21 protein-coding genes are annotated in these 23,058 nt (G+C 59.0%); 17 read left to right on the top strand and 4 right to left on the bottom strand.

Going from position 1 to position 23,058, the window contains the following annotated elements:
* The first annotated feature begins 53 nt into the window (after nucleotides 1-53).
* The 7 genes from AAE514_RS04060 (at nucleotide 54) to AAE514_RS04030 (ending at nucleotide 5,776) form a co-directional block, all read left to right on the top strand.
* On the top strand, nucleotides 54-1,127 hold the full coding sequence (locus AAE514_RS04060) for a protein-glutamate methylesterase/protein-glutamine glutaminase (protein ID WP_347330230.1): 1,074 nt from the start codon (nucleotides 54-56) through the stop codon (nucleotides 1,125-1,127).
* Between the two features lies 1 nt (nucleotide 1,128).
* Nucleotides 1,129-1,872, top strand: coding sequence for a flagellar motor protein (locus AAE514_RS04055; RefSeq protein WP_347330348.1), 744 nt, complete (start codon nucleotides 1,129-1,131; stop codon nucleotides 1,870-1,872).
* 15 nt (nucleotides 1,873-1,887) lie between these two features.
* Nucleotides 1,888-2,880, top strand: a complete 993-nt coding sequence (motD, locus tag AAE514_RS04050) for a flagellar motor protein MotD (protein WP_347330229.1) — start codon at nucleotides 1,888-1,890, stop codon at nucleotides 2,878-2,880.
* A 129-nt stretch (nucleotides 2,881-3,009) separates the two neighbouring features.
* Nucleotides 3,010-3,804, top strand: a complete 795-nt coding sequence (locus AAE514_RS04045; protein ID WP_347330228.1) for a ParA family protein — start codon at nucleotides 3,010-3,012, stop codon at nucleotides 3,802-3,804.
* Nucleotides 3,801-4,631, top strand: a complete 831-nt coding sequence (locus AAE514_RS04040; RefSeq protein WP_347330227.1) for a chemotaxis protein CheW — start codon at nucleotides 3,801-3,803, stop codon at nucleotides 4,629-4,631. The genes AAE514_RS04045 and AAE514_RS04040 overlap by 4 nt, the downstream gene beginning before the upstream one ends.
* Nucleotides 4,632-4,783: 152 nt before the next feature.
* Nucleotides 4,784-5,287, top strand: a complete 504-nt coding sequence (locus AAE514_RS04035; RefSeq protein ID WP_347330226.1) for a chemotaxis protein CheW — start codon at nucleotides 4,784-4,786, stop codon at nucleotides 5,285-5,287.
* A 108-nt stretch (nucleotides 5,288-5,395) separates the two neighbouring features.
* Entirely contained in the window at nucleotides 5,396-5,776 is a 381-nt protein-coding gene (locus tag AAE514_RS04030; RefSeq protein WP_347330225.1) for a DUF2802 domain-containing protein, read from the top strand.
* Nucleotides 5,777-5,779: 3 nt separating this feature from the next.
* Here the strand turns inward: AAE514_RS04030 and AAE514_RS04025 are convergent, their stop codons facing one another.
* From AAE514_RS04025 to AAE514_RS04010, 4 genes are all read right to left on the bottom strand, one after another.
* Nucleotides 5,780-6,529, bottom strand: a complete 750-nt coding sequence (locus AAE514_RS04025) for a YciK family oxidoreductase (RefSeq protein ID WP_347330224.1) — start codon at nucleotides 6,527-6,529, stop codon at nucleotides 5,780-5,782.
* A gap of 359 nt (nucleotides 6,530-6,888) precedes the next feature.
* Nucleotides 6,889-7,581 carry an HAD-IA family hydrolase gene (locus AAE514_RS04020; RefSeq protein WP_347330223.1) on the bottom strand — a complete coding sequence of 231 codons (693 nt, stop codon included), beginning with the start codon at nucleotides 7,579-7,581 and terminating at the stop codon, nucleotides 6,889-6,891.
* 29 nt (nucleotides 7,582-7,610) lie between these two features.
* Nucleotides 7,611-8,312: a bifunctional 2-polyprenyl-6-hydroxyphenol methylase/3-demethylubiquinol 3-O-methyltransferase UbiG gene (ubiG, locus tag AAE514_RS04015; protein WP_347330222.1), complete on the bottom strand. Its 702-nt coding sequence runs from the start codon at nucleotides 8,310-8,312 to the stop codon at nucleotides 7,611-7,613.
* Nucleotides 8,313-8,337: 25 nt separating this feature from the next.
* Nucleotides 8,338-9,657, bottom strand: coding sequence for a TRZ/ATZ family hydrolase (locus tag AAE514_RS04010; RefSeq protein WP_347330221.1), 1,320 nt, complete (start codon nucleotides 9,655-9,657; stop codon nucleotides 8,338-8,340).
* A gap of 346 nt (nucleotides 9,658-10,003) precedes the next feature.
* Between AAE514_RS04010 and gyrA the strand changes: the two genes are divergently transcribed.
* From gyrA to galU, 10 genes are all read left to right on the top strand, one after another.
* Nucleotides 10,004-12,580, top strand: coding sequence for a DNA gyrase subunit A (gene gyrA, locus AAE514_RS04005; protein ID WP_347330220.1), 2,577 nt, complete (start codon nucleotides 10,004-10,006; stop codon nucleotides 12,578-12,580).
* A 5-nt stretch (nucleotides 12,581-12,585) separates the two neighbouring features.
* The gene (gene pheA / locus AAE514_RS04000; RefSeq protein ID WP_347330219.1) at nucleotides 12,586-13,689 is read left to right on the top strand and encodes a prephenate dehydratase; all 1,104 of its coding nucleotides are present in this window, start codon (nucleotides 12,586-12,588) and stop codon (nucleotides 13,687-13,689) included.
* Between the two features lie 22 nt (nucleotides 13,690-13,711).
* Entirely contained in the window at nucleotides 13,712-15,961 is a 2,250-nt protein-coding gene (locus tag AAE514_RS03995; RefSeq protein ID WP_347330218.1) for a bifunctional prephenate dehydrogenase/3-phosphoshikimate 1-carboxyvinyltransferase, read from the top strand.
* 107 nt (nucleotides 15,962-16,068) lie between these two features.
* Complete coding sequence (gene cysD, locus AAE514_RS03990; protein ID WP_347330217.1) at nucleotides 16,069-16,980, top strand: sulfate adenylyltransferase subunit CysD; 912 nt, start codon at nucleotides 16,069-16,071, stop codon at nucleotides 16,978-16,980.
* A 2-nt stretch (nucleotides 16,981-16,982) separates the two neighbouring features.
* Complete coding sequence (gene cysN, locus AAE514_RS03985) at nucleotides 16,983-18,395, top strand: sulfate adenylyltransferase subunit CysN (protein WP_347330216.1); 1,413 nt, start codon at nucleotides 16,983-16,985, stop codon at nucleotides 18,393-18,395.
* A 243-nt stretch (nucleotides 18,396-18,638) separates the two neighbouring features.
* Nucleotides 18,639-18,905, top strand: a complete 267-nt coding sequence (locus AAE514_RS03980) for a ComEA family DNA-binding protein (RefSeq protein WP_347330215.1) — start codon at nucleotides 18,639-18,641, stop codon at nucleotides 18,903-18,905.
* A gap of 177 nt (nucleotides 18,906-19,082) precedes the next feature.
* Nucleotides 19,083-19,793, top strand: coding sequence for an orotidine-5'-phosphate decarboxylase (gene pyrF, locus AAE514_RS03975; RefSeq protein ID WP_347330214.1), 711 nt, complete (start codon nucleotides 19,083-19,085; stop codon nucleotides 19,791-19,793).
* A gap of 36 nt (nucleotides 19,794-19,829) precedes the next feature.
* The gene (cmk, locus tag AAE514_RS03970; RefSeq protein ID WP_347330213.1) at nucleotides 19,830-20,507 is read left to right on the top strand and encodes a (d)CMP kinase; all 678 of its coding nucleotides are present in this window, start codon (nucleotides 19,830-19,832) and stop codon (nucleotides 20,505-20,507) included.
* A 94-nt stretch (nucleotides 20,508-20,601) separates the two neighbouring features.
* A complete protein-coding gene (locus AAE514_RS03965) occupies nucleotides 20,602-21,957 on the top strand; it encodes a phosphohexomutase domain-containing protein (RefSeq protein ID WP_347330212.1) in 1,356 nt (451 codons plus the stop codon).
* Nucleotides 21,958-22,168: 211 nt separating this feature from the next.
* Nucleotides 22,169-23,053, top strand: coding sequence for a UTP--glucose-1-phosphate uridylyltransferase GalU (gene galU, locus AAE514_RS03960; RefSeq protein WP_347330211.1), 885 nt, complete (start codon nucleotides 22,169-22,171; stop codon nucleotides 23,051-23,053).
* Nucleotides 23,054-23,058 lie beyond the last annotated feature (5 nt).

The following is a 23,058-nucleotide window of genomic DNA, read 5'->3' as shown; positions in this document are numbered from 1 at the left end:
CTTCGGGGCGAAGTTGCCGAGTGTTATTTATTCATGGTCAGGAGTTCTGAACAATGCCATTGAGGGTGTTAGTGGTAGATGACTCGAATTTCTTTCGCCAGCGGCTGAAGGAGATGATCGATCAGCACCCGGATTTGACGGTGGCAGGAACGGCCACAAACGGACGTGAAGCGGTCGAGCAGGCTCGTTCGCTACGTCCGGACTTGGTGACCATGGACTTCGAAATGCCGGAGATGGATGGCATCACCGCCGTCAAGCACATAATGGCCGATCGGCCCGTGCCTATTTTGATGTTCTCCTCGCTGACCTATGAAGGCGCTCGCATAACCCTGGATGCCCTGGCCGCCGGCGCCATGGACTTTATGCCGAAGGATTTCGGGGAAATCTCGCGCAATGCCCAGGTCCTGCGTGACAAGTTGCACGAGCGACTATTGACCCTGGGGCGACAGGCCAAGGCGTCGGCTTCGGCTACTCGAGAGGCAACAAAACTGCAGCGCCCGGCTCCCAAAGAGCGTCCGGCCCCCGCCCCGCGGGAACCGGTTCGCGCCGCGCCCAGAATGGCGCGCGGCAGCGTCAAGTTGTTAGTCATTGGTGCCTCCACCGGCGGCCCGGTGGCGTTGACCGACGTGCTGGTGAACCTGCCCGCTAACTTTCCGGTGCCCATCGTACTGGTCCAGCACATGCCGGAAAACTTCACCCGTGCGTTTGCTGAGAGGCTCAATCGTCAGTGCCAGATTCGCGTCCGCGAAGCGGCCGATGGGGACAGTCTGGCGCCCGGCTTGGCGCTGCTCGCCCCCGGAGGCAAACAGCTGATGCTCGACGGTCGGGGCAGCGTGAAGATTGTTGAAGACCAGCGCATGACTTATAAGCCCTCCTTGGATATCACCTTCGGCTCCGCCGCCAAACATTATGGCAACCGCACGCTGGGCGTAATACTGACCGGCATGGGCGCCGATGGCCGGGAAGGGGCCCGCATGCTCAAACAGCAGGGAGCCACCATTTGGTCCCAGGATGAAGCCAGCTGTGTGATATACGGCATGCCCATGGCGGTGGCCAAGGCGGGGTTAACCGATAAGGTGCTGAGCCTGAATGACATCGGCCCTCGTCTGGCTCGAGAGGTTTGCTGAAATGGACATCCTGAGCATCCTCGGTGTCATTATTGGCTTTGCCGCGCTGCTGGGTGGCAACTTTATCGAGGGGGGCACGCTCTCTTCCCTGCTAAACGGGCCGGCGGCCTTGATTGTGGTCGGCGGGACCGTGGGTGCGGCCATGTTGCAGACTCCCAAGGTGCACCTGAAACGAGCCCTGCAAATTTTCCCCTGGATTTTTCGTCCACCGGTGAATGCGTTCCGGGGCGGCATGGACAAACTGGTGAGCTGGTCGGTCACCGCCCGCAAGCAGGGCCTGCTCGGGTTGGAGCAGATTGCCGACAATGAGCGGGACCCCTTCGCCCGAAAGGGTCTGCAACTGATGGTGGACGGCAGCGAACCGGAGGTGATTCGCCGAGTCATGGAAAATGAACTGGTGCTCAGCGAACAGCGGGACCAGGATGCGGTGCGCTTTTACGAAAGCATGGGGGGCTATTCACCCACCATCGGTATTATCGGTGCCGTGATGGGCTTGATCCATGTAATGCGGAACCTCGCGGACCCGGAGCAGCTGGGGCCCGGCATCGCCGTGGCTTTTGTGGCCACCATTTACGGCGTGGCCCTCGCCAACCTGTTTTTACTGCCCATCGCCAATAAACTCAAAATGTGTATCAATGAGCGTTCCCATTACCGGGAACTGATGATAGAGGGCATTATCGCCATCGCCGATGGCGAGAACCCTCGCGCCATTGAGATGAAACTCAACGGCTACCTGCAACGGTAGAAGGTGGTCCCCTAAATGCCACGCCGCCGACCCACAGAACTTCACGTCAACCACGAGCGCTGGCTGGTTTCCTACGCCGACTTTATCACCCTGTTGTTCGCGTTCTTTGTGGTGATGTACTCCATCTCTCAAGTAAACGAAAGTAAGTACCGGGTTTTGTCCAGCACTCTCATCGAGGCGTTCGAACCGGCCAGGGCTATTGACCCGATACAGGTGGGCCAGCCCGCGCTCTCCCCGTCAACCTCAGCGATTGATATCCGGGGGGATGCTCGCGGAGACACTGAACAGCCCCGTCTGGGCCACCCCGGCGGAACGGCCGAAGACGGTGAACTGGGGGAGCTAGGGGAGCTGGCCCGGCGGATCAGCAGCCGTTTCTCCGAATTGGTGGGGGAGGACCTGCTGGAAGTCTATGCCAACGAATACTGGCTGCAAGTGGAGTTGCGGGACAGCATCCTGTTTGAGTCCGGCAGCGCGGAGTTGAGTGCCCGGGCGCGGGATATATTCTCGGAAATGGCGCGGCTGCTGGCCGAGTATGACAACCCGGTGCAGGTGGAAGGGCATACGGACAACCAACCGATTCGCAACCAACGGTACCCGAGTAACTGGGAGCTGTCCGCCGCCCGTGCCAGTGCCATCGTCAAGTTGCTATCCGGCGCGGGAGTAGGGCCGCAACGACTGTCCGCCGTCGGCTATGGCGAACACCAACCCGCCGCCGACAACGAAACGCCCGAAGGGCGCGCCAAGAACCGCCGAGTGTCCTTGATGATCGCCCGGGAAGCGGTACCACGCCCCAGCGCCGCTCTGGATGACACCGACCCGGGGTTTTTGCCGCCGAGGGAGCCGGACAGCGGCGCTTCGGCTCAAGAAGGCCGGGACGGTGCCGATAACAACTCACGGGGCCCTGATGTGCCGGGTGCCCAGGAGGATACTTCAGCCCCCATTGAACCGGTTCAGTTGGATGGCGGGGGCCTGCTGTTCAGTAGTGACCCGGATTTACCCCGAGAGTGATGGGGAGCAGGTTGGCACATGCCTTGCTGAACCATACCGTTAATGGCGACGTATATCGGCTAAATACGGTTGTCGGCCCGGTGGGAGCCAAAAAACTGTCAGTTCATTACCGTTTGAGGATCGCAATCGTTGCGCGTCTGGAGTGTAGCTAATCAAAAAGGTGGGGTTGGAAAAACCACCACCACCGTTGCCCTGGGCGGCCTGGCGGCCGAGCAGGGGCGGCGCGTTCTGTTGTTGGACCTGGACCCCCAAGGGTCTCTCAGCACCTACCTTCGTCAAGATCCCGACGCCGCACGGGAGAGTGTTTTCACTCTGTTCGAGGAGCGCAAACACCTCACCCCCGAACGGGTACGCGAGTTGATCGTGCCGACGGATTACGAAAACCTGCACCTGCTCCCGGCCGCCACCGCGCTCGCCACGCTGGAGCGTCATGCGGTGGGCCAAGAGGGAATGGGGCTCGTGCTGACCAAAGCGCTGACTCAGGTGTACGATGACTACGACCTGGTGCTGGTGGATACCCCGCCGCTGCTCGGCGTGCTGATGATTAACGCCCTGGCGGCGGCCCAGCGCTTGGTGCTACCGGTTCAAACCGAGTTTCTGGCGCTGAAGGGGCTGGAGCGTATGATCAATACCCTGGAGATGATGACACGGTCTCGAAAGCGACCCTTGGAGTACCACGTGGTCCCCGTGATGTTTGATCGTCGCACGCAAGCCTCGGTGAGCAGTTTGCTCAGTATTCGAAACAGTTACCCGACCCAGGTTTGGCCCGGAATGATTCCGGTGGACACCAAGTTCCGCGACGCCAGCAAGGCTGGCGTGCCGCCACACTTATTCGACGCCGACAGTCGAGGGGTGGAAGCCTACCGCTCTTTGTACAAATGGCTGATGCGAAAGGAACCGGACGTGCCGGGAGCGAAACCATGAGCCGTTCTCGCGAGGAAAATCCCCGGGCAGTGCTTCAGGCCTACATGGATGAGCTTTTGACCGGGCCGGAGATCGAGTACGCGGATCCGCAAGAAGAGCAGCGCCAACGGTTGCAAAAACTGCTCTACAGCGCGCGCGCCCAACAGGCCGCGCCCCCCCGGATCAGCGACCCGGTGGTGGTGGACCCCGAGGCTAAAACCACGGTAGCGACACCGACGCCACCCCGCCCGGTGGCGCCACCAGAACCCCCCGCGCCTCAGGTAGTCGAAGCGCCCCGGGAGGTTCCAGCGCCGGAGGCGCCCGCGGAACCCGAGCCCACCATGGCGGCTATGCCGACCGGCATGAAGGAGGTTGAGTGGCTGGAAAATGGAAGACCCGCTTGGGCGCAGGAGCGGTTCGATGTCCTGTTGTTTAAGGTCTCCGGGCTGACGTTGGCGGTGCCTTTGATCGCACTGGGCCAAATTCAGCCGCTGACTGACGAACTGACTCCTCTGTTTGGCCAGGCGGACTGGTTCATGGGGCTGTTGCCGACGCCCGGGGGTAAAATCCGCACGGTGAACACGGCTAAGTTCGTGATGCCCGAGCGCTACGATGAGCGCTTCCTGGAAACCGCCCAGTACGTGATTTCCATTGATGGGGTACCCTGGGGGCTGGCGGTGGACTCGGTCAACCAGCCCATTAGCCTGAACCCGGAGGACGTGAAATGGCGGTCCGAACGCAGCCGCCGGCCGTGGCTCGCGGGCACCGTTAAAGACTACATGTGCGCGCTATTGGATATTCCCAAGGTAGGGCAGTTACTCATGGAAGCAGACCGCAAGCGCGCTTAGAATGAAGAAAATGACGACATGGACGGGGCAAGGAAGGGTCGAATCGACTATAGTGCGAATAGAGCATGCAGGTAGAAAGCGCAAATAGAAAGCGCAGATAGAATTCGGTGGCACCCGACCCGAACAGGCAAGATATTTTGAGGACTTGATGTATGGCGACTCAGACCAGTGCAAAAACCAGTAACAAGAGCTCCAACGAGGGGGACGATCAGGTCCTGCAGTGGGTGACCTTCCGCCTGGATGGCGAGACCTATGGCATCAACGTCATGCAGGTGCAGGAGGTGCTGCGCTATTCGGAAATCGCGCCGGTCCCCGGAGCGCCTTCCTACGTGCTGGGCATCATCAACCTGCGGGGTAACGTGGTTACCGTCATCGACACCCGCCATCGGTTTGGCTTGCCGGAAGGGGAGATTACGGACAATACCCGCATCGTCATTATCGAGACCGACAACCATGTGATTGGTATTCTGGTCGATAGTGTGGCCGAGGTGGTGTACCTGAACCAATCCGAAATCGAAACGGCTCCCAACGTCGGCAATGAGGAGAGCGCCAAATTTATTCAGGGCGTCTGCCACAAAAACGATGAGTTGTTGATTCTGATCGAGCTCAATAAACTGCTCACCAATGAAGAGTGGGCCGAGTTGGACGAAATCTAAATCGGTGAGACGCCCAGCGAATAACATACAAACCGCCTTCGACGCGCCTTGCCGGTGGGCCGGGGTGTGGGCCCTGGCGCGTTCGGTTGTTGATTGGGGGAGTGTTCAATGAGCTGGATGCTATGGGGAGTGATCGCCAGTCTGACGCTCAGCGTGCTGGCCCTGGCGGTCGCGTTTAGCGCGTTGCGGGCGAGCCGCCAGCGGGTGGAACAGGTTCGCGCCAGCCACCGCCGTCTGGAGAACGAACTGGCGGTGGCCAATAGTGCCGCCATTGGCATGGGCAACCGGTTAATAGCCATGGAAAAGCGCGTGGCACAGGGCGGTGGGGCCTCGGCACCGGGCGCGGATTCCTCGCAAGACCTTCCCTACACCGAAGCCAACCAGCTGTTCCGCATGGGAGTGGATGTGGACGAAGTCGCCCGTCGCTGCGGTCTGTCCCGCGCGGAGGCATCGCTCCTGCAAGCCATGCAGGAGCATAACGCCCACTAGGGCTTACTTGGTGGCAAAAATCTCGCCGTTCACCCCCGCTGAATCCTCACTGATTAAATAGACGTACAGAGGCATATGCTCTTCCGGCGCCGGTAGGGTGTTGGGGTCTTCGGCCGGGTAGGCGGCGGCCCGCATCCGGGTACGCGTGGCGCCGGGGTTAATGCTGTTGGCCCGAACATTCAGCGCCCCGCCCAGCTCGTCGGCCAGGGTTTGCATGAGGTTGTCCTGCGCGGCTTTGGAGGCGGCGTAGGCCCCCCAGAATGCCCGTCCCCGCTGTGCCACCCCGGAGCTGGTAAAGACGATGCTGGCGCTTTCGGCTGTTTCCATGAGGGGGAGTAGGGCTTGGGTCATCAGGAAGGGGGCGTTGACGTTCACTTGCATGACTCGCTGCCAGGTATCGGGGGCGTAGTTGGCCAGGGGGGTGCGTTCGCCCAGTTCGCTGGCGTTGTGCAGCAGTCCGTCGATTTTTCCGAATTCTTTGTGGAGGGCGTCGCTGAGGTCGATGTAGTCTTTTTCGGTGGCGCCTTCGAAGTTGATGGGGTAGATGGCCGGTTGCGGCCCTCCGGCGTCTTCGATTTCGTCGTAAACGCGCTCAAGTTTGGCCAGGGTACGCCCGAGCAGTACGACGGTGGCCCGATATTCAGCGAATGTTTTCGCGGCCACCCGACCAATGCCATCGCCCGCTCCGGTCACAACAATAACTTTGTCTTTCAATAAACTCGGCGCGGGTTGGTAGTTCTCTGGTACTTTCATGTGTTAACTCTTTTCCAATATACGTTTCAGCTTTTGTGCTTGCGTCTAGCCCGGTGCGGAGAGGGGGTATACCGTTCATCGACCCGCCGTGAACCCATCCATGGGGGCTTCTCATCGGCATCCATGCCTCAGAGAGTCGATGAACGGTATACCCCCTCTCCGCACCTCATTGCCACAACCTAATTTTTGTAGGGTGACGACTCGTTGATCGGTCGCTATTGGCACTGAGGTCCGGGGTGGTGTGTACCCGTTGGAGACTCTCTGAGGCATGGATGCCGATGAGAAGCCTACAGGGATGTATCCACGGCGGGTCTCCAACGGGTACACACCACCCCGGACCGGACTCCGACGAGCAAACCCTAAGCTTCGACCAAAGGCTCAACCAAGCCCCTCAAAATCCCCAGAATCTCCGATCCGTGCTCCACTCGGTAATCGGCGCCCCACGAATCCACATCATCGTCGTCTTCGATATAACCATAGGCCGCCGCAATCGTCACCGAGCCCGCCTGCTGACCGCACTCAATATCCCGCCGGTGATCTCCAACGTAAACAATATGCTCCGGCTCACAGCCCAAATTCTTTGCCGCCAACAGCAGCGACTCCGGATGCGGCTTGCGCTCCGCGACATGATCCGGACAAATAATACACTCGCATGCCGGCTTCAAATCCAACTGCTCCATCAGCGGTATGGTAAACGCCGCCGGTTTATTGGTCGCAATGCCCCAGGGAATGCTCCACTCGTTCAGCTGGTCCAGCACCTCCTGCAGTCCCGGAAACAATGCCGTGTGTACGGCCAAATGTTCACTGTAAATTTCCAGTAACCGCACGCGCAAAGGCTCGAAATCGGTGTGCTCAGGGTCGATGTTAAAGGCCAGGCACACCAGCGCGCGCGCGCCATTGGAGACACTGCGCCGGATGGTTTCGGCCGGAAGGGGTGGGCGGTCGTATTCCGCCAGGAGCCGGTTGACCACCACCACGAAATCCGGGGCGGTGTCCAGCAGAGTGCCGTCCAGGTCAAAGAGAACGGCGCGGATATTTTTGGATAAGGTCATTGAAAAACTTCTGTTGTATGGACGCTGGCTTAACCCACGTGCCGGGCGTGGAGCAAGTAATTGACGCTGACATCATGCTTGTCCAGTTTGTACCGCTTGGTCAAGGGATTATACGTCATACCGGTTAGGACTTTGAGTTCCAGGTTGGCCGCGCGCATCCAGCGGGACAGCTCTGAGGGCCGGATGAATTTGCGATAGTCGTGGGTGCCGCGCGGCAGCAGTTGCAGCACATACTCCGCGCCGATAATGGCGAACACGTAGGATTTCGGGTTGCGGTTGATGGTGGAGAAATAGACGTGGCCCCCGGGTTTGACCAGTCGGGCGCAGGCCTCGATAACCGAGGCGGGGTCGGGCACGTGTTCGAGCATCTCCAGGCAGGTCACCACGTCGAACTGGCCGGGGGCCTCTTCGGCCATGGCTTCGGCGGTGATCTGGCGGTAGTCAATGCTCAGGCCGGATTCCTGAGCATGCAGGCGGGCCACGCCCAGCGGGGCCTCGCCCATGTCGATACCGGTCACCTCGGCACCGCGTTGGGCCAGCGCTTCGGCCAGGATGCCTCCGCCGCAGCCCACATCCAGCACTTTTTTCCCCGCCACCGGCGAATGTTCGTCGATGAAATTGGCGCGCAACGGATTGATGTCGTGCAGGGGTTTGAACTCACTTTCCCGGTCCCACCAGCGGCTGGCCAGGGCTTCGAATTTGGCGACTTCCGCCGCGTCGACATTGCTCATTTCATTTCTCCCGACGGTAAAGTAGCTATCCGATCTGTTTGCCCCACCAGCGTGCCTTGCCTATCAGCTCCCGCTCATTGAGTGTTTGTAGCTGCCGGCTCAACATGAGCGCGCGGCCGGTGACCCATACGTGGCTGACTTTGTGGCCGGAATTGGTATAGACCAATTGTGAGACCGGGTGATGTACGGGCTGAGAGGGTAGATCGCTCAGTTCAATGGCGGTAATGTCGGCTGACTTTCCCACCTCAAGGCTGCCGATTTGATCTTCCAGCCCCAGGGCGCGAGCCCCGTTCAGTGTTGCCATGCGCAGCGCGGTGTGCGCATTCACCGCCTCGGGCGAGCCGGAGACGGCCTTGGCGAGCAGGGCGGCCGTTTTCATTTCGCTCAGCAGGTCAAGGTCATTATTGCTGGCGGCGCCATCGGTGCCCAGGGCGACGTTGATTCCGGCCTCCAGCAATTTCTGAACCGGACAAAAGCCGCTCGCCAGCTTGAGGTTGGACTCGGGACAATGAATGACCTGTGCGCCGCTCTCTTTAAGGAGGGCGAGGTCGGAGTCATCCACCTGGGTCATGTGTACGCACTGGGTCAGGGGTGTGAGCAGCCCCAGGTCCGCTAGACGCTGTATGGGGCGTTTGCCGTGCTGCTGGATGGACTCCTCAACTTCCTGAGCCGTTTCGTGCAGGTGAATCTGTACCGTGGCGTCCAGTTCCTGGGCCAGCGTGGCCACCCGCTGGAGCGGTTCGTCGGAGAGGGTGTAGGGGGCATGGGGGCCGAACCCGATTTGAATCAGCTGGCTGGCGCGAAAGTCATCGTGAAGTGCCAGGCCTTTGCGGAAGTAATCTTCCGGGCCTTGGCCCCAGGCGCTGGGCGCATCGAAAATCGGAAAGTTCACTTGCGCCCGCATGTGGGCCTGCTGAGCTACCTGGGCGACTTGCTCGGGGAAAAAGTACATGTCGCTAAAGCAGGTGGTGCCCGAACGAATCATTTCCGCCATCGCCAGCTCGGCGCCGTCGCGCACCATGTCCTCGCTCAGCCACTGGTCCTCGGCGGGCCAAATGTGCTCTTCGAGCCAGGTTTTTAGGGGGCGGTCGTCGGCGTAGCCACGCAATAGGCTCATGGCAGCGTGCCCGTGGGCGTTGATCAGGCCGGGGATGACCAAGTGGTTCCCCAGGTACACCTCCTGCTCGGCGCTGTAGCGCTTGGCGGCTTCTTCCTGGGGGACCAGTGCCTGGATCAGCCCCTTGTGGATGACCAGCGCGCAGTTTTCAAAAACCCGGTCCTCAGGGATGACTGGTGCGATCCAGCGGGCGTTGATGATCAAGCTGACGGTTTCGGGAGCTGGCATAGAGAATCCTGTGTACATCATTCGTCCAAGACCGGGGTTCGTCCAAGACCGGGCTTACCCCGAGCCGGCCAGTATACCCTCAAGCCCGGCGGCATGCAGAACGTCAAAGCCGCACCTTCCTGGATCTGGCCTCCGCCCCGGCGGCAAGGCGCAGCTTGCCTGAAAAACGCCCTGAAATCACCCCCTTAGCCCGTTTTTGTGGTAATATTCCGCCCTTTGTGCGGTAGGCCTCAGGGGCCTGTGGCGGGCGCTAACAGGGCCCGCCGGGGCTCCGGCCGCCGAGATAGGCCACGCCGTCGTGGTGGCCGCTCTTCCGACGTTTGATAATAAGGAACTCAGCGAGTCCATGGGCGAATTAGCGAAAGAAGTTTCACCCGTCAATATCGAAGACGAACTCAAACAGTCCTACCTCGACTATGCCATGAGCGTCATTGTGGGCCGGGCGCTGCCCGATGTCCGCGATGGTCTGAAGCCCGTGCACCGGCGCGTGCTTTTCGCCATGAGCGAGCTCAAAAACGACTGGAATAAGCCTTACCTCAAGTCCGCCCGTGTGGTGGGGGACGTGATCGGTAAATACCACCCGCACGGTGATTCGGCCGTCTATGACACCGTGGTCCGTATGGCCCAGCCTTTCTCGCTGCGCTACACGCTGGTGGACGGGCAGGGGAACTTTGGTTCGATCGACGGGGACAGCGCCGCCGCCATGCGTTACACCGAAGTGCGCATGGCCAAGATCGCTCACGACTTGCTGGCCGACCTGGACAAAGAGACGGTGGACTTCGTCGACAACTACGACGGCACCGAACGTATTCCGGACGTCCTGCCCACCCGCATCCCCAACCTGCTGGTAAACGGCTCCTCGGGTATTGCGGTGGGCATGGCCACCAACATTCCGCCACATAACCTCAAAGAGGTGGTGCGCGGCTGCCTGGCCCTGATCGATAATGAAGAGATCACCATCGATGAGTTGATGGAGCACATTCCAGGGCCGGATTTCCCGACCGCCGCCATGATTAATGGCCGGGCGGGTATTGTTCAGGCCTACCGGACCGGCCGGGGGCGCATCTATGTGCGCGCCCAGGCGGAAGTCGAGGAAGATGCCAAGACCGGTCGCGAGACCATCATCATCTCCGAGATTCCCTACCAGTTGAACAAGGCCCGGTTGATCGAAAAGATCGCCGAGCTGGTGAAAGACAAGAAAATTGACGGTATCAGTGAGCTGCGGGACGAGTCGGACAAGGACGGCCTGCGCGTGGTGATCGAGGTCAAGCGCAACGAGTCGGCGGAAGTGCTGCTGAACAACCTCTATGCTCAGACCCAGCTGCAAACCGTATTTGGTATCAACATGGTCGCCCTGGTGGACGGCCAGCCCAAGCTGCTCAATCTGAAGCAACTGCTGGAAGCCTTTGTTCGCCACCGCCGCGAAGTGGTCACCCGCCGCACTGTTTACTTGCTGCGTAAGGCGCGCGAGCGCGGGCATATTCTGGAAGGCCTGGCGATGGCCATCGCCAATATCGACCCGGTCATTGAGTTGATCAAGGCCTCCCCCTCGCCGGCGGAAGCCAAAGAGGGGCTGATGACTCGCGGCTGGGAAACCAGCGAGATGAGCGCTTTCCTCGAGCGCGCGGGTGATGACGCCTGCAAGCCCGAGGACCTGGGCGAGCAATTTGGTGTTCACGACGGGCGCTACTACCTGTCGCCGGCCCAGGCTCAGGCAATTTTGGATTTACGCCTGCACCGCTTGACCGGCATGGAGCATGACAAGCTGCTGGCCGAGTACGAAGAAAAACTGGAGCAGATTGCCGGCTTCCTGGAGATTCTCAACGACCCCGAGCGCTTGCTGGAAGTGATTCGCGAAGAACTTGAGCAGGTAATGCGGGATTACGGCGATGATCGTCGCACCGAAATTACCGCCTCGACACTGGACTTGACCACCGAAGATCTGATCGCCGAAGAAAACCGAGTGGTGACCATTTCTCACAACGGTTATGCCAAGAGCCAGCCGCTGGACGATTACCAGGCCCAGCGCCGGGGCGGCATGGGCAAATCCGCCACCTCGGTGAAGGATGAGGATTTTGTCGAGCACCTGCTGATTGCCAGTACCCACGACACCATCTTGTGTTTCACCAACGCCGGCAAAGTATACTGGCTCAAGGTCTATATGATTCCGGTGGCCGGACGTCAGTCCCGCGGTCGCCCGGTGGTGAACCTGCTGCCGTTGGAAGACGGCGAGCGCATCACCTCAATATTGCCGGTGAAGAACTACGACGCCGACCACTTTATCTTTATGGCAACCCGTCGCGGTACCGTGAAGAAAACCTCCCTGGATCAGTTCTCCCGCCAGCGCAGTGTCGGCCTGAAAGCCATCGAACTGGACGAGGGCGACTCGTTGTCTTTTACCGCGGTCACCAACGGTGAGTGCGACGTGATGTTGCTCTCCAGCAGCGGTAAGGCAGTGCGTTTTAAAGAGTCCAATGTCCGCGCCATGGGTCGAGTATCCCGCGGCGTGCGCGGCATCCGCATGGATGATGAGCACGAAGTGGTGGGCATGGTTATTCCGCAGGAAGGCGGGCAGGTGCTTACCGTGAGCGAGCAAGGCTATGGTAAACGCACCCCGGTTGAAGAGTTCCCCACCAAGGGTCGCGGTGCCCAGGGCGTGATCGGCATGCAGACCACTGAGCGCAACGGGGCGCTGGTCGGTGCCGTGCAGGTACTCGACGGTGAAGAAATTATGCTGATTTCCGACCAAGGCACCCTAGTACGCACCCGAGTGGACGAAGTCTCGGTGTTGAGCCGTAACACCCAGGGCGTGCGTCTGATTCGACTGAAAGAAAGTGAGCATTTGCGCGGAGTTGAGCGCATTGAAGAGGACGAAGACAGTGGCGAGTCTCTGGTAGAAGAAGATGAGGGCGGAGACGAATAATTGGTATGAGTGAATCCGATAAGCTCAAAGCGTTGCGTGATCGTATTGATCATATTGATGATCAGATCGGGAAGCTGATTTCCGAGCGGGCCAGCTGCGCTCAGGAAGTGGCGGATGTGAAGAAAGCGGGGGAGGTGCCGGAGGCCGACGCCAACCAGAGCTTTTACCGCCCGGAGCGCGAGGCGCAGGTTTTGCGCAAGGCCATGGAGCGCAACCAGGGGCCCTTGAGTAACGAGGAAATGGCCCGCCTGTTTCGGGAAATCATGTCCGCCTGTCTGGCGCTGGAGCAGCCGATTAAGGTCGCGTTTTTGGGGCCAGAGGGCACCTTTACCCAGCAGGCGGCGCTCAAACATTTCGGCCATTCGGCGGTGTCGCTGCCATTCCCCGCTATTGATGAAGTCTTTCGTGAAGTGGAAGCCGGGGCGGTCAACTACGGCGTGGTGCCGGTTGAGAATTCCACCGAAGGGGTGGTCAACCACACGTTGGACAATTTCATGACCTCCAACCTCAAAATCTGCGGGGAGGTGGAGCTGCGTATCCACCAGAACCTGCTGATTTCGGATGTCACCAACGTCGGCAGCATCACCCGAATCTATTCCCACGCCCAGTCTCTGGCTCAATGCCGCAAGTGGCTGGACGCCCATTACCCGAAGGCGGAGCGAGTCGCGGTCAGCAGCAATGCCGAAGCGGCGCGACGGCTGAAAGGGGAGTGGAACGCGGCGGCTATCGCCGGCGGCATGGCGGCGGAGCTGTACGGTTTGACCATGCTGGCGGAAAAAATCGAAGACGAGCCGGATAACTCCACCCGGTTTCTGATTATTGGCACCGAGTCGGTACCTCCCAGCGGGGATGATAAAACCTCCCTGGTGGTGGCCATGCGCAATGAGCCCGGAGCCCTGCACAATTTGTTGGAGCCTTTCCATCGGCTCAACCTGGACCTTACTCGGGTCGAGTCCCGCCCGTCGCGCACCGGCGCCTGGACGTACGTGTTCTTCATCGACTTCAGTGGCCATGCGGACGACCCGGAGGTCAGCAAGGTGCTGGGCGAAGTTTCCTCTCGGGCGGCGGATCTCAAACTGCTGGGGTCCTACCCCAAAGCGGTACTCTAATGGCCATGACGGGAAGCTCGCCATGACGGAGGATGCTCACTCGGACAAGGGCCGGCCGCTGATTGGCAAACTGGTCGTCATCGGTCTCGGCCTCATCGGGGGCAGCCTGGCAGCCGGCTTGCGCCGCCGCGGTGTGTGTCGGGAAACCATCGGCATTGTCCGCCGCGCGGAAGCGGGCCGCAAGGCGCTGGAGCTGGGCGTGGTGGATCGTGTGGTCGCCTCTCTTGATGCCGTGGCTCCCGAACTGGGGCAGGGCGATGTCATCTTCGTCGCCGTCCCCACGCTAGCGGTAGAGAGCGTTCTATCGGATGTTCGTCGGCAGGTTTCCAGTGACGTCACCGTGACGGACGGCGCCAGCGTGAAGGGCAGTATTAAAGCCGCTGTCGAGTCGGTCTACGGTGAAATGCCGCCGCAAGTGGTGCTGGGACATCCGATCGCCGGCTCCGAACGCAGCGGCGTTACCGCCTCCAACCCGGACCTCTACGAGCAACATCGCGTTATCCTCACCCCCTTACCAGACACCGGGGCGGCCCACCTGGAGCGTGTAAGAGGAATGTGGCAGGCGGTGGGGGCCGAGGTACTGGATATGTCGGTGGAAGAGCACGACCAGGTGCTCGGCGCCACCAGTCACCTGCCTCACGCCATTGCCTATTCGCTGGTGGACACCCTGGCCGAAGATATTGGCAACCCGAACATTTTCCGCTATGCCGCTGGCGGTTTTCGGGACTTCACCCGCATTGCCTCCAGTGATCCGGTCATGTGGCACGACATCATGAAAGCCAATCGGACGGCGGTGCTCGACTCCCTGGATTTGTTTATCGACAATCTGACGCGCTTGCGTTCGGCGATTGATCGGGAAGATGGCGAGTACCTGCTGGGCGTTTTTACCCGCGCCAAAACCGCGCGCGACCATTTCACCAACATTCTGGCCAAGAGGGCGTTTGTTCCAGCCATGACGACAGGAAAAATAGACTACTTATTGCAACCCGGTGGCTCGGTCACCGGTACCATCCGGGTTCCCGGCGATAAATCCGTTTCCCACCGCTCGATCATGCTCGGCTCGTTGGCCGAGGGTATCACCGAAGTGGAAGGCTTTCTGGAAGGCGAGGATGCTCTGGCTACTCTGCAAGCCTTTCGGGATATGGGCGTCGTGATTGAGGGCCCCAGCGAAGGGCGTGTCAAAATACACGGCGTGGGGCTGCGTGGTTTAAAGGCGCCCAAAAAGCCGCTCTATATTGGCAACTCCGGCACCACCATCCGGCTGATGTCCGGGATTCTGGCAGGCCAAGCCTTTGACAGCGAAATCAGTGGCGATGTGTCCCTGGCTAAACGCCCCATGGACCGGGTGGCCAACCCGCTGCGCGAGATGGGGGCTGTGGTTGAAGCGGCCGAAGGGGGGCGTCCGCCGCTCAAGATAAAAGGGGGACAGGTGCTCAAGGGCATTGATTACCAACTGCCCATGGCCAGTGCCCAGGTGAAGTCCTGTGTGCTGCTTGCGGGGCTTTACGCCGAGGGCACCACCCGGGTGACCGAGCCCGCCCCCACACGGGACCACACCGAGCGGATGCTGACCGGCTTCGGTTACCCGGTGACCAAAGAGGGGGCCGTGTCGGAGCTGACTGGCGGGGGTGAGCTGAAAGGCACCAAAATCGAAGTGCCGGCCGATATTTCCTCGGCGACGTTCTTCATGGTGGCGGCGAGTATCGCGCCCGGCTCGGATCTGACTTTGACCCATGTGGGCATTAACCCCACTCGGGTGGGCGTAATCAATATTCTCAAGGCCATGGGCGCCGATCTGACGCTGAGCAATGAGCGTACGGTGGGGGGCGAGCCGGTGGCGGACATTCGGGTGCGCCATGCCCAGCTTAAAGGCATTCACATCCCCGAGGACCAGGTGCCGTTAGCCATCGACGAGTTCCCGGCTCTGTTTGTGGCCGCGGCCTGCGCCGAGGGCGAAACCGTCTTGACCGGTGCGGAAGAGCTGCGGGTGAAGGAAAGTGACCGAATCCAGGCCATGGCTGACGGTTTGAGCACACTCGGTATCGACGCCAAACCGACACCCGACGGCATTGTGATCCAGGGCGGCTCCATGGGGGGCGGGGAAGTGGTGACCCATCACGACCACCGCATCGCCATGGCCTTTGCCATCGCCGCTTTGCGAGCCAGTCAGCCGATTCGTGTGCTCGACGCCACCAATGTGGCCACTTCATTCCCGACGTTTGTGGAGTTGGCGAAACAGACCGGAATATCCTTAGAAGTAATCGATCGTTAGAGAACAGAGGGGTCTTCCTCTATAATGCGCTTGCTTTTTCGTAATCCCAGTCACCCGGGGCGGAGTGCGGCCACGCCGGCCATCGCCCCCAAACAGTGTTAAGTGGAATGTCTGACCAATACAATCTCACCCATTTGAAACAGCTCGAGGCGGAGAGTATTCACATTATTCGTGAAGTGGCCGCCGAGTTTGATAACCCCGTGATGCTTTACTCCATTGGTAAAGATTCCGCGGTCATGATGCATCTGGCGCAAAAAGCCTTCCATCCCGGCAAGCCGCCTTTCCCGTTGTTGCACGTCGACACCACCTGGAAGTTCCGGGAAATGATCGAGTTCCGCGACAATCGCCTCAAGGAGTTGGGCTGGGACCTCATCGTTCATATCAACGAAGAAGGGGTAAAAATGGGCGTGGGCCCCTTTACCCATGGCAGTGCCAAACACACTGACATCATGAAAACCCAGTCACTCAAGCAGGCTTTGAACAAATACAAGTTCGATGCCGCCTTTGGTGGCGCCCGGCGGGACGAAGAGAAGTCCCGCGCTAAGGAGCGGGTCTACTCCTTCCGAGACAAACATCACCGCTGGGATCCGAAAAACCAGCGTCCGGAACTGTGGAACATTTATAACGGCCGGGTCGATAAGGGCGAGAGCATCCGTGTGTTCCCTCTGTCCAATTGGACTGAGCTGGATATTTGGCAATACATCCACTTGGAGCAGATACCGCTTGTTCCGCTGTACTACGCCGCTAAACGCCCAGTTGTTGAGCGCGACGGAACGCTGATTATGGTGGACGATGACCGCATGCCGCTCGAACCCGGCGAGAAGCCGCAAGAAAAGATGGTGCGCTTCCGCACACTGGGTTGCTACCCGCTGACCGGGGCCGTCGAATCCGAAGCCACTACCTTGCCGGAAATTATTCAGGAAATGCTGCTGACGAAAACCTCCGAGCGCCAGGGCCGCGTCATCGACCATGACAGCGCCGGCTCCATGGAGAAGAAGAAGCAGGAGGGGTACTTTTAATTATGAGTCACCAAAGCGAACTGATCGAAACCGATATCGATGCCTATCTCGAACAGCATGAAAACAAAGAACTGTTGCGTTTTCTGACCTGTGGTAGCGTCGATGATGGCAAAAGCACCCTCATTGGTCGTTTGTTGCACGACTCGAAAATGATCTACGAAGATCAGCTTGAGTCCATCAACTCCGATAGCACCAAGTACGGTACCACCGGGGAGAAGGTGGACCTGGCGCTGTTGGTGGATGGCCTGCAGGCCGAGCGGGAGCAGGGCATTACCATTGATGTGGCGTACCGTTATTTTTCCACCGCCAAGCGTAAGTTCATCATTGCCGATACGCCCGGACACGAGCAATACACTCGCAACATGGCTACGGGCGCGTCTACCTGTGACCTAGCGGTCATTTTGATTGACGCCCGCCATGGGGTGATGACCCAAACCCGTCGCCATAGCTATATTGCCTCATTGTTGGGTATCAAGCACATCGTGGTGGCAGTCAATAAAATGGACCTGGAAGGCTTCAGTGAAGAAGTGTACAACCACATTAAAGACGATTACTTGAACTTTGCCCAGAAACTGGGCATGAAAGATGTGCAGTTCGTGCCGATGTCAGCGCTGGAAGGCGACAATGTGGTTAATCGCAGTGAGCGCTGTGATTGGTACACCGGCCCAACGCTAATGGAGATTCTGGAAAATGCGCCGGTAATGGCTGAGCGCAATTTCGACGATTTCCGTTTTCCTGTCCAGTACGTTAACCGTCCACACCTGAACTTTCGCGGCTTTTGCGGCACTATCGCCTCCGGCGTGGTAAAAGTGGGCGACGCTATCAAGGTGTTGCCTTCCGGCAAAACCAGTAAAGTGAAGTCCATCGTGACCTTTGATGGCGACTTGCAAGAAGCTTTCGTGAGTCAGGCCGTGACACTGACCCTGGAAGACGAGATTGATGTCAGTCGCGGCGACATGATTGTGCACGCCTCGGACACGGTCGAGCAAACCAACCACCTGAAAGCCCACCTGGTCTGGATGCACGAGGATGTGGGGCAACCCGGAAAGGAGTACCTCTTCAAGTTTGCCAGCAAGGTCGTTTCGGGACACCTCGAAGAGGTGGATTACCTGGTGGATGTGAATACCCAGGAGCAGAAGCCCGGTGATAAGCTTCAGTTAAACGATATCGCCGTGGCGGACTTGACCTTCAGTCAGCCGGTGGTGGTGGATGCTTACCCGAACCATCGTTTTACCGGCTCCTTTGTTGTTATTGATCGGTTAACCAACATTACCGTTGGCGCCGGCATGGTGATTGAGGGCTTGCGTTGCGCCAATACGTCGCACCAACAGTTCAGTGAGTTTGAATTGGAATTCAATGCGCTGGTGCGCAAGCACTTTCCGCACTGGGATGCCAAGGATATTTCCAAGCTGTAACGAGAGTGGTTCGGTCGGTCTGTTCAAAAATTGGGCAGGTCGACCGATCTGCCAACCGACTTCTCTCCATCAACCGCCTCATAATGTGACTGAGTTCAAACGACAAAATCTTGTCGGCGATTTCCTACAAACTCTCTGTGTTTTTTCCCCTACGCGCCAAACGCTTGTGCCTCTACTCTATATCCAACGTCGTCGGACGACGTTGAGTAATCCAATCGATAACGTTTGAAAAAGGAGTTCATTATGAAACTGATTTCGTCTTTCCTATGTTCTTTCGCACTGCTGCTCAGTGTCGCGGCCTGGGCCGAGCCCGCCGCACCCGTCAATATCAATACCGCTGATGTGGCGTCCCTGTCACAGCTTGATGGTATCGGCGAGAAGAAAGCGCAAGCCATTCTGGCGTGGCGTGAGGCCAATGGCGAGTTTGTCAGCGTGAATCAGCTGGCGGAGGTTCGCGGCATCGGCGAGGCGACGATTGAAGAAAACCGCGAAAACATCACGCTGAGGTGATGGTCGCATCAGGTCCTGACGGGAGTGTCTGCACTTTTCTCCTGACACCAGACACTCTCTCCTGATGGCCAAGCTTCTGGTAACTGAAGATTAGACGCTGCAATTTAATGCCAAATTTGATTTAATGGCAGCCTGGATCCTTGTGGATCCGGGCTTTTTTTGTTCAGGGGGACCATTATGCCCAAACCCGAGGCTCCAAGGATCGTTGTCGCCATGGACTACGATAACCTCGATGATTGCCTGACCATGGCGCGTCGCTTGTCTCCAGAGTATTGCCGCCTGAAGGTCGGCAAGGAGCTGTTCACCCGCAGTGGCCCGAAAGTGGTGGAACGGCTTCAGGATCTGGGGTTTGATCTTTTTCTCGATCTCAAATTTCACGATATTCCCAACACCGTGGCCGGAGCGGTCAGAGCGGCCGCCGATCTCGGCATCTGGATGGTCAATGTCCACGCCAGTGGTGGCGAGAGAATGATGTCAGCGGCTCGCGAGGCGGTGGACAAAGCCTCCGGTCGGCGGCCTTTGCTTATCGGTGTTACCGTTCTTACCAGCATGTCCGCGGAAGACTTGGCCAGCACCGGCGTGGCTCGCTCCCCCATGGAGCAGGTGATGCACCTGGCGGAGCTAAGCCATCAAAGCGGCCTGGACGGTGTGGTATGCTCACCCCAGGAAGCCGCCGCCCTGAAAAGCCGTCACGGAGAGGATTTCTGTTTGGTCACCCCCGGTATTCGCCCGGCGGATAGCGCCGCTGATGACCAGCGCCGCACTCTGACGCCGGAGGAGGCGATTGCCGCTGGTAGCCACTACCTCGTCATCGGACGGCCCATTTCCCGGGCAGAGGACCCGATCGCGCGCTGCCGCCAGATCGCCTCCTCCATTGAAACTTTGTGACCCATTGATTGAACGAGCCCTAGGAAGCGAACCCGAGTGACTCCCAAAGAACCTCTTACACCCGTGATTACCATCGATGGCCCCAGCGGGGCCGGGAAGGGTACGTTAAGCCGACTGGTGGCCAGCCGGCTGGGTTACCACCTGCTCGATAGTGGCGCCTTGTACCGCCTTACCGCATTGGCGGCCATGAATGAGCGAGTCGATATCGACGATCCAGAGGCCGTCGCTAAAATCGCTCGGCATTTGAACGTGGCTTTTGAAGCCGATGGCACTGAAACTCGAGTTTTGCTGAAAGACCGTGACGTTTCCCGCGAGATTCGCACCGAGGCGGTCAGTATGAATGCCTCAAAAGTGGCGGCTTATTCGCCGGTGCGAGAAGCCTTGCTTCAACGCCAACGTGATTTTCGAAAGGAACCTGGCCTAGTGGCCGATGGTCGTGATATGGGAACCACCGTGTTCCCCGACGCTCGAGTCAAAATATTTCTGACCGCCAGCCCGGAGGCCAGAGCTGAGCGCCGCTACTTGCAGCTTCTGGAAAAAGGTGAAAAAGTAGACGTGGAGGCCTTGGCGGAAGACATTCGTCGGCGGGACCAGCAGGACAGTGAGCGCAGCGTCTCTCCGCTGAAACCGGCAGAGGACGCCCATTGCCTGGACAGCACCGATCTCAGCATTGATGAAGTACTTGAGCAAATTCTTAAAACCGTGAACGCCTGAGCGGCAGCGAGCGCCTAGCGACGGTTAGAATAGAATACGACGACGCAAACACGACGACTCCAATCCTACAGACACGACACTGGACGGAACGAAGATGAGCCTAACTTGTTTCAAAGCCTACGATATCCGCGGCCAACTGGGCGAAGAGCTGAACGAAGACATCGTCTATCGTATTGGTCGCGCCTTTGCTGAATTTCTCAAGCCCAAGACCGTCGTGGTCGGTGGTGATGTCCGCGAAACCAGCGAGACCCTCAAACTCGCTGTTGCTCGCGGCTTGCAAGACGCCGGAGCCGACGTCATCGACATCGGCCTGTGCGGAACCGAAGAAATCTACTTCGCCACCAGCCACTTGAAGGCGGACGGGGGCATAGTGGTGACCGCCAGCCACAACCCCATCGACTACAACGGCATGAAGATGGTGCGCGAGGGCTCCCGCCCCATCAGTGGTGACACCGGTCTGAACGACATTCAGGCCATGGCCGAAGCCAACGACTTCCCGCCGGTGGACGAGAGCAAGCGAGGTGAATACCGCAAGGGTTCGGTCCTGGAAGACTACATCCAGCACCTGCTGAGCTACGTGGATACCCGCAAACTCAAACCCCTGAAGCTGGTCGTGAACTCCGGTAACGGCGCCGCCGGTCACGTCATCGACGCCATCGAGCCGCACCTGCCGATGATTGAGTTCATCAAAGTCCACCACGACCCGGACCCGACCTTCCCCAACGGCATCCCCAACCCCCTGCTGCGTGAAAACCGTGCCTCTACTAGCGAAGCGGTCATTGAACACGGTGCCGACATGGGGATCGCCTGGGACGGGGACTTCGACCGTTGTTTCCTGTTTGATGAAAAGGGCGAATTCACCGAAGGCTACTACATCGTCGGCCTGCTCGCCGAAGCCTTCCTGCTCAAGGTTCCCGGCAGCAAAATCATCCATGACCCCCGGCTGACCTGGAACACCATCGACATCTGCGAAAAACACGGCGGCACCGCCATCCAATCCAAAACCGGCCACTCCTTTATCAAGGAACGGATGCGCCAGGAAGACGCCATCTACGGCGGCGAAATGAGCGCCCACCACTACTTCCGCGACTTCGCCTACTGCGACAGCGGCATGATCCCCTGGCTGCTGGTGGCCGAACTCATCGGCCGCAAGGGCGAAACCCTCTCCCAGCTGCTACAGGAATGCATCGACCGCTTCCCGTCCCCGGGTGAAATCAACAGCAAAGTCGACGACGCAGCCGCCGCCATTGACCGGGTCTACGATCATTACAAAGACCAGGCCAAAGCCATCGACCGCGCCGACGGCATTAGCATGGAATTCGACAACTGGCGCTTCAACCTGCGCATGTCCAACACCGAACCCGTCGTCCGCCTTAATGCAGAAAGCCGTGGGGACAAGAAGCTCGTCCAGGAAAAAACGGATGAAGTTTTAGCGCTGTTAAATCAATAGCTGGACGTATACCACGTAGGGCAGGGTGCCGGGCACTCCACTTCCAAACCCTCTCTTCAGGGATGAAGAGAGGGAGCTACAGGGAAGTATTCATCGCGTTTTGGAAGTGGAGTGCCCGGTATCCTGACCGGACGTTATGAAGACCTCCAGGCTCAGAAACTGACCAAACACAACTCTTGGGAACGAGACCCCAAATCAAAAGGAGTACGTTATGCAGATCAAAAAAGCCGTCATCCCCGTCGCCGGGCTTGGCACCCGAATGCTCCCGGCCACCAAAGCCATCCCCAAAGAAATGCTGCCCGTGGTTGACCGGCCGCTGATTCAATACGTCATCGAAGAAGCCGCCGCCGCCGGCATCAAAGAAATTGTCCTCGTCACCCACGCCAGCAAAAACTCCATCGAAAACCACTTCGACACCAGCTTCGAACTCGAAGCCCAACTCGAAGCGCGCCTCAAGCGCTCCCTGCTCGAAGAAGTCCGATCCATCACCCCGCCGGGTCTGACCGTCATATCCGTGCGGCAAGCCGAAGCCAAAGGGCTGGGCCACGCCATCCTATGCGCTCGCCCCGTGGTCGGCGAAGAACCCTTCGCCGTATTGTTGCCCGACGTGCTCATCGACAAGCACCACTGCAACTTGAGCAAAGACAACCTCGCCGGCATGACCAAACGCTATGACGAAACCGGCCACAGCCAGATCTTGGTGGAAGACGTGCCCTGGGACGTGGTCCACAAATACGGCGTTGTCGACTGTGGCGGAGCGGAACTGGAGCAGGGCGAATACGCCGCCCTCAAAGGCATGGTGGAAAAACCGGAAAAAGACGCCGCGCCCTCCAATATGGCCATCGTCGGCCGTTACGTACTGTCCCAATCCACCTGGGACCTGCTGGCTAAAACCCCGCCCGGTGCTGGCGGTGAAATCCAGCTGACCGACTCCCTGGACGCCTTGGTAACCGACGAGACCGTCGAAGCCTTCCGCCTGACGGGCCAAAGCCACGATTGCGGCTCCAAGCTCGGCTATATGAAAGCCAACATTGAATACGGCGTTCGCCACAGCGAAATTGGCGAGCAGTTCGATGATTACTTGAAAAACCGGTAGGGCAA

This window comes from Marinimicrobium locisalis, from assembly GCF_039822625.1.
Lineage (GTDB): Bacteria > Pseudomonadota > Gammaproteobacteria > Pseudomonadales > Cellvibrionaceae > Marinimicrobium > Marinimicrobium locisalis.
Note: the sequence above shows the minus strand (reverse complement) of the source record. Positions and strands in the feature narration are given on the sequence as shown.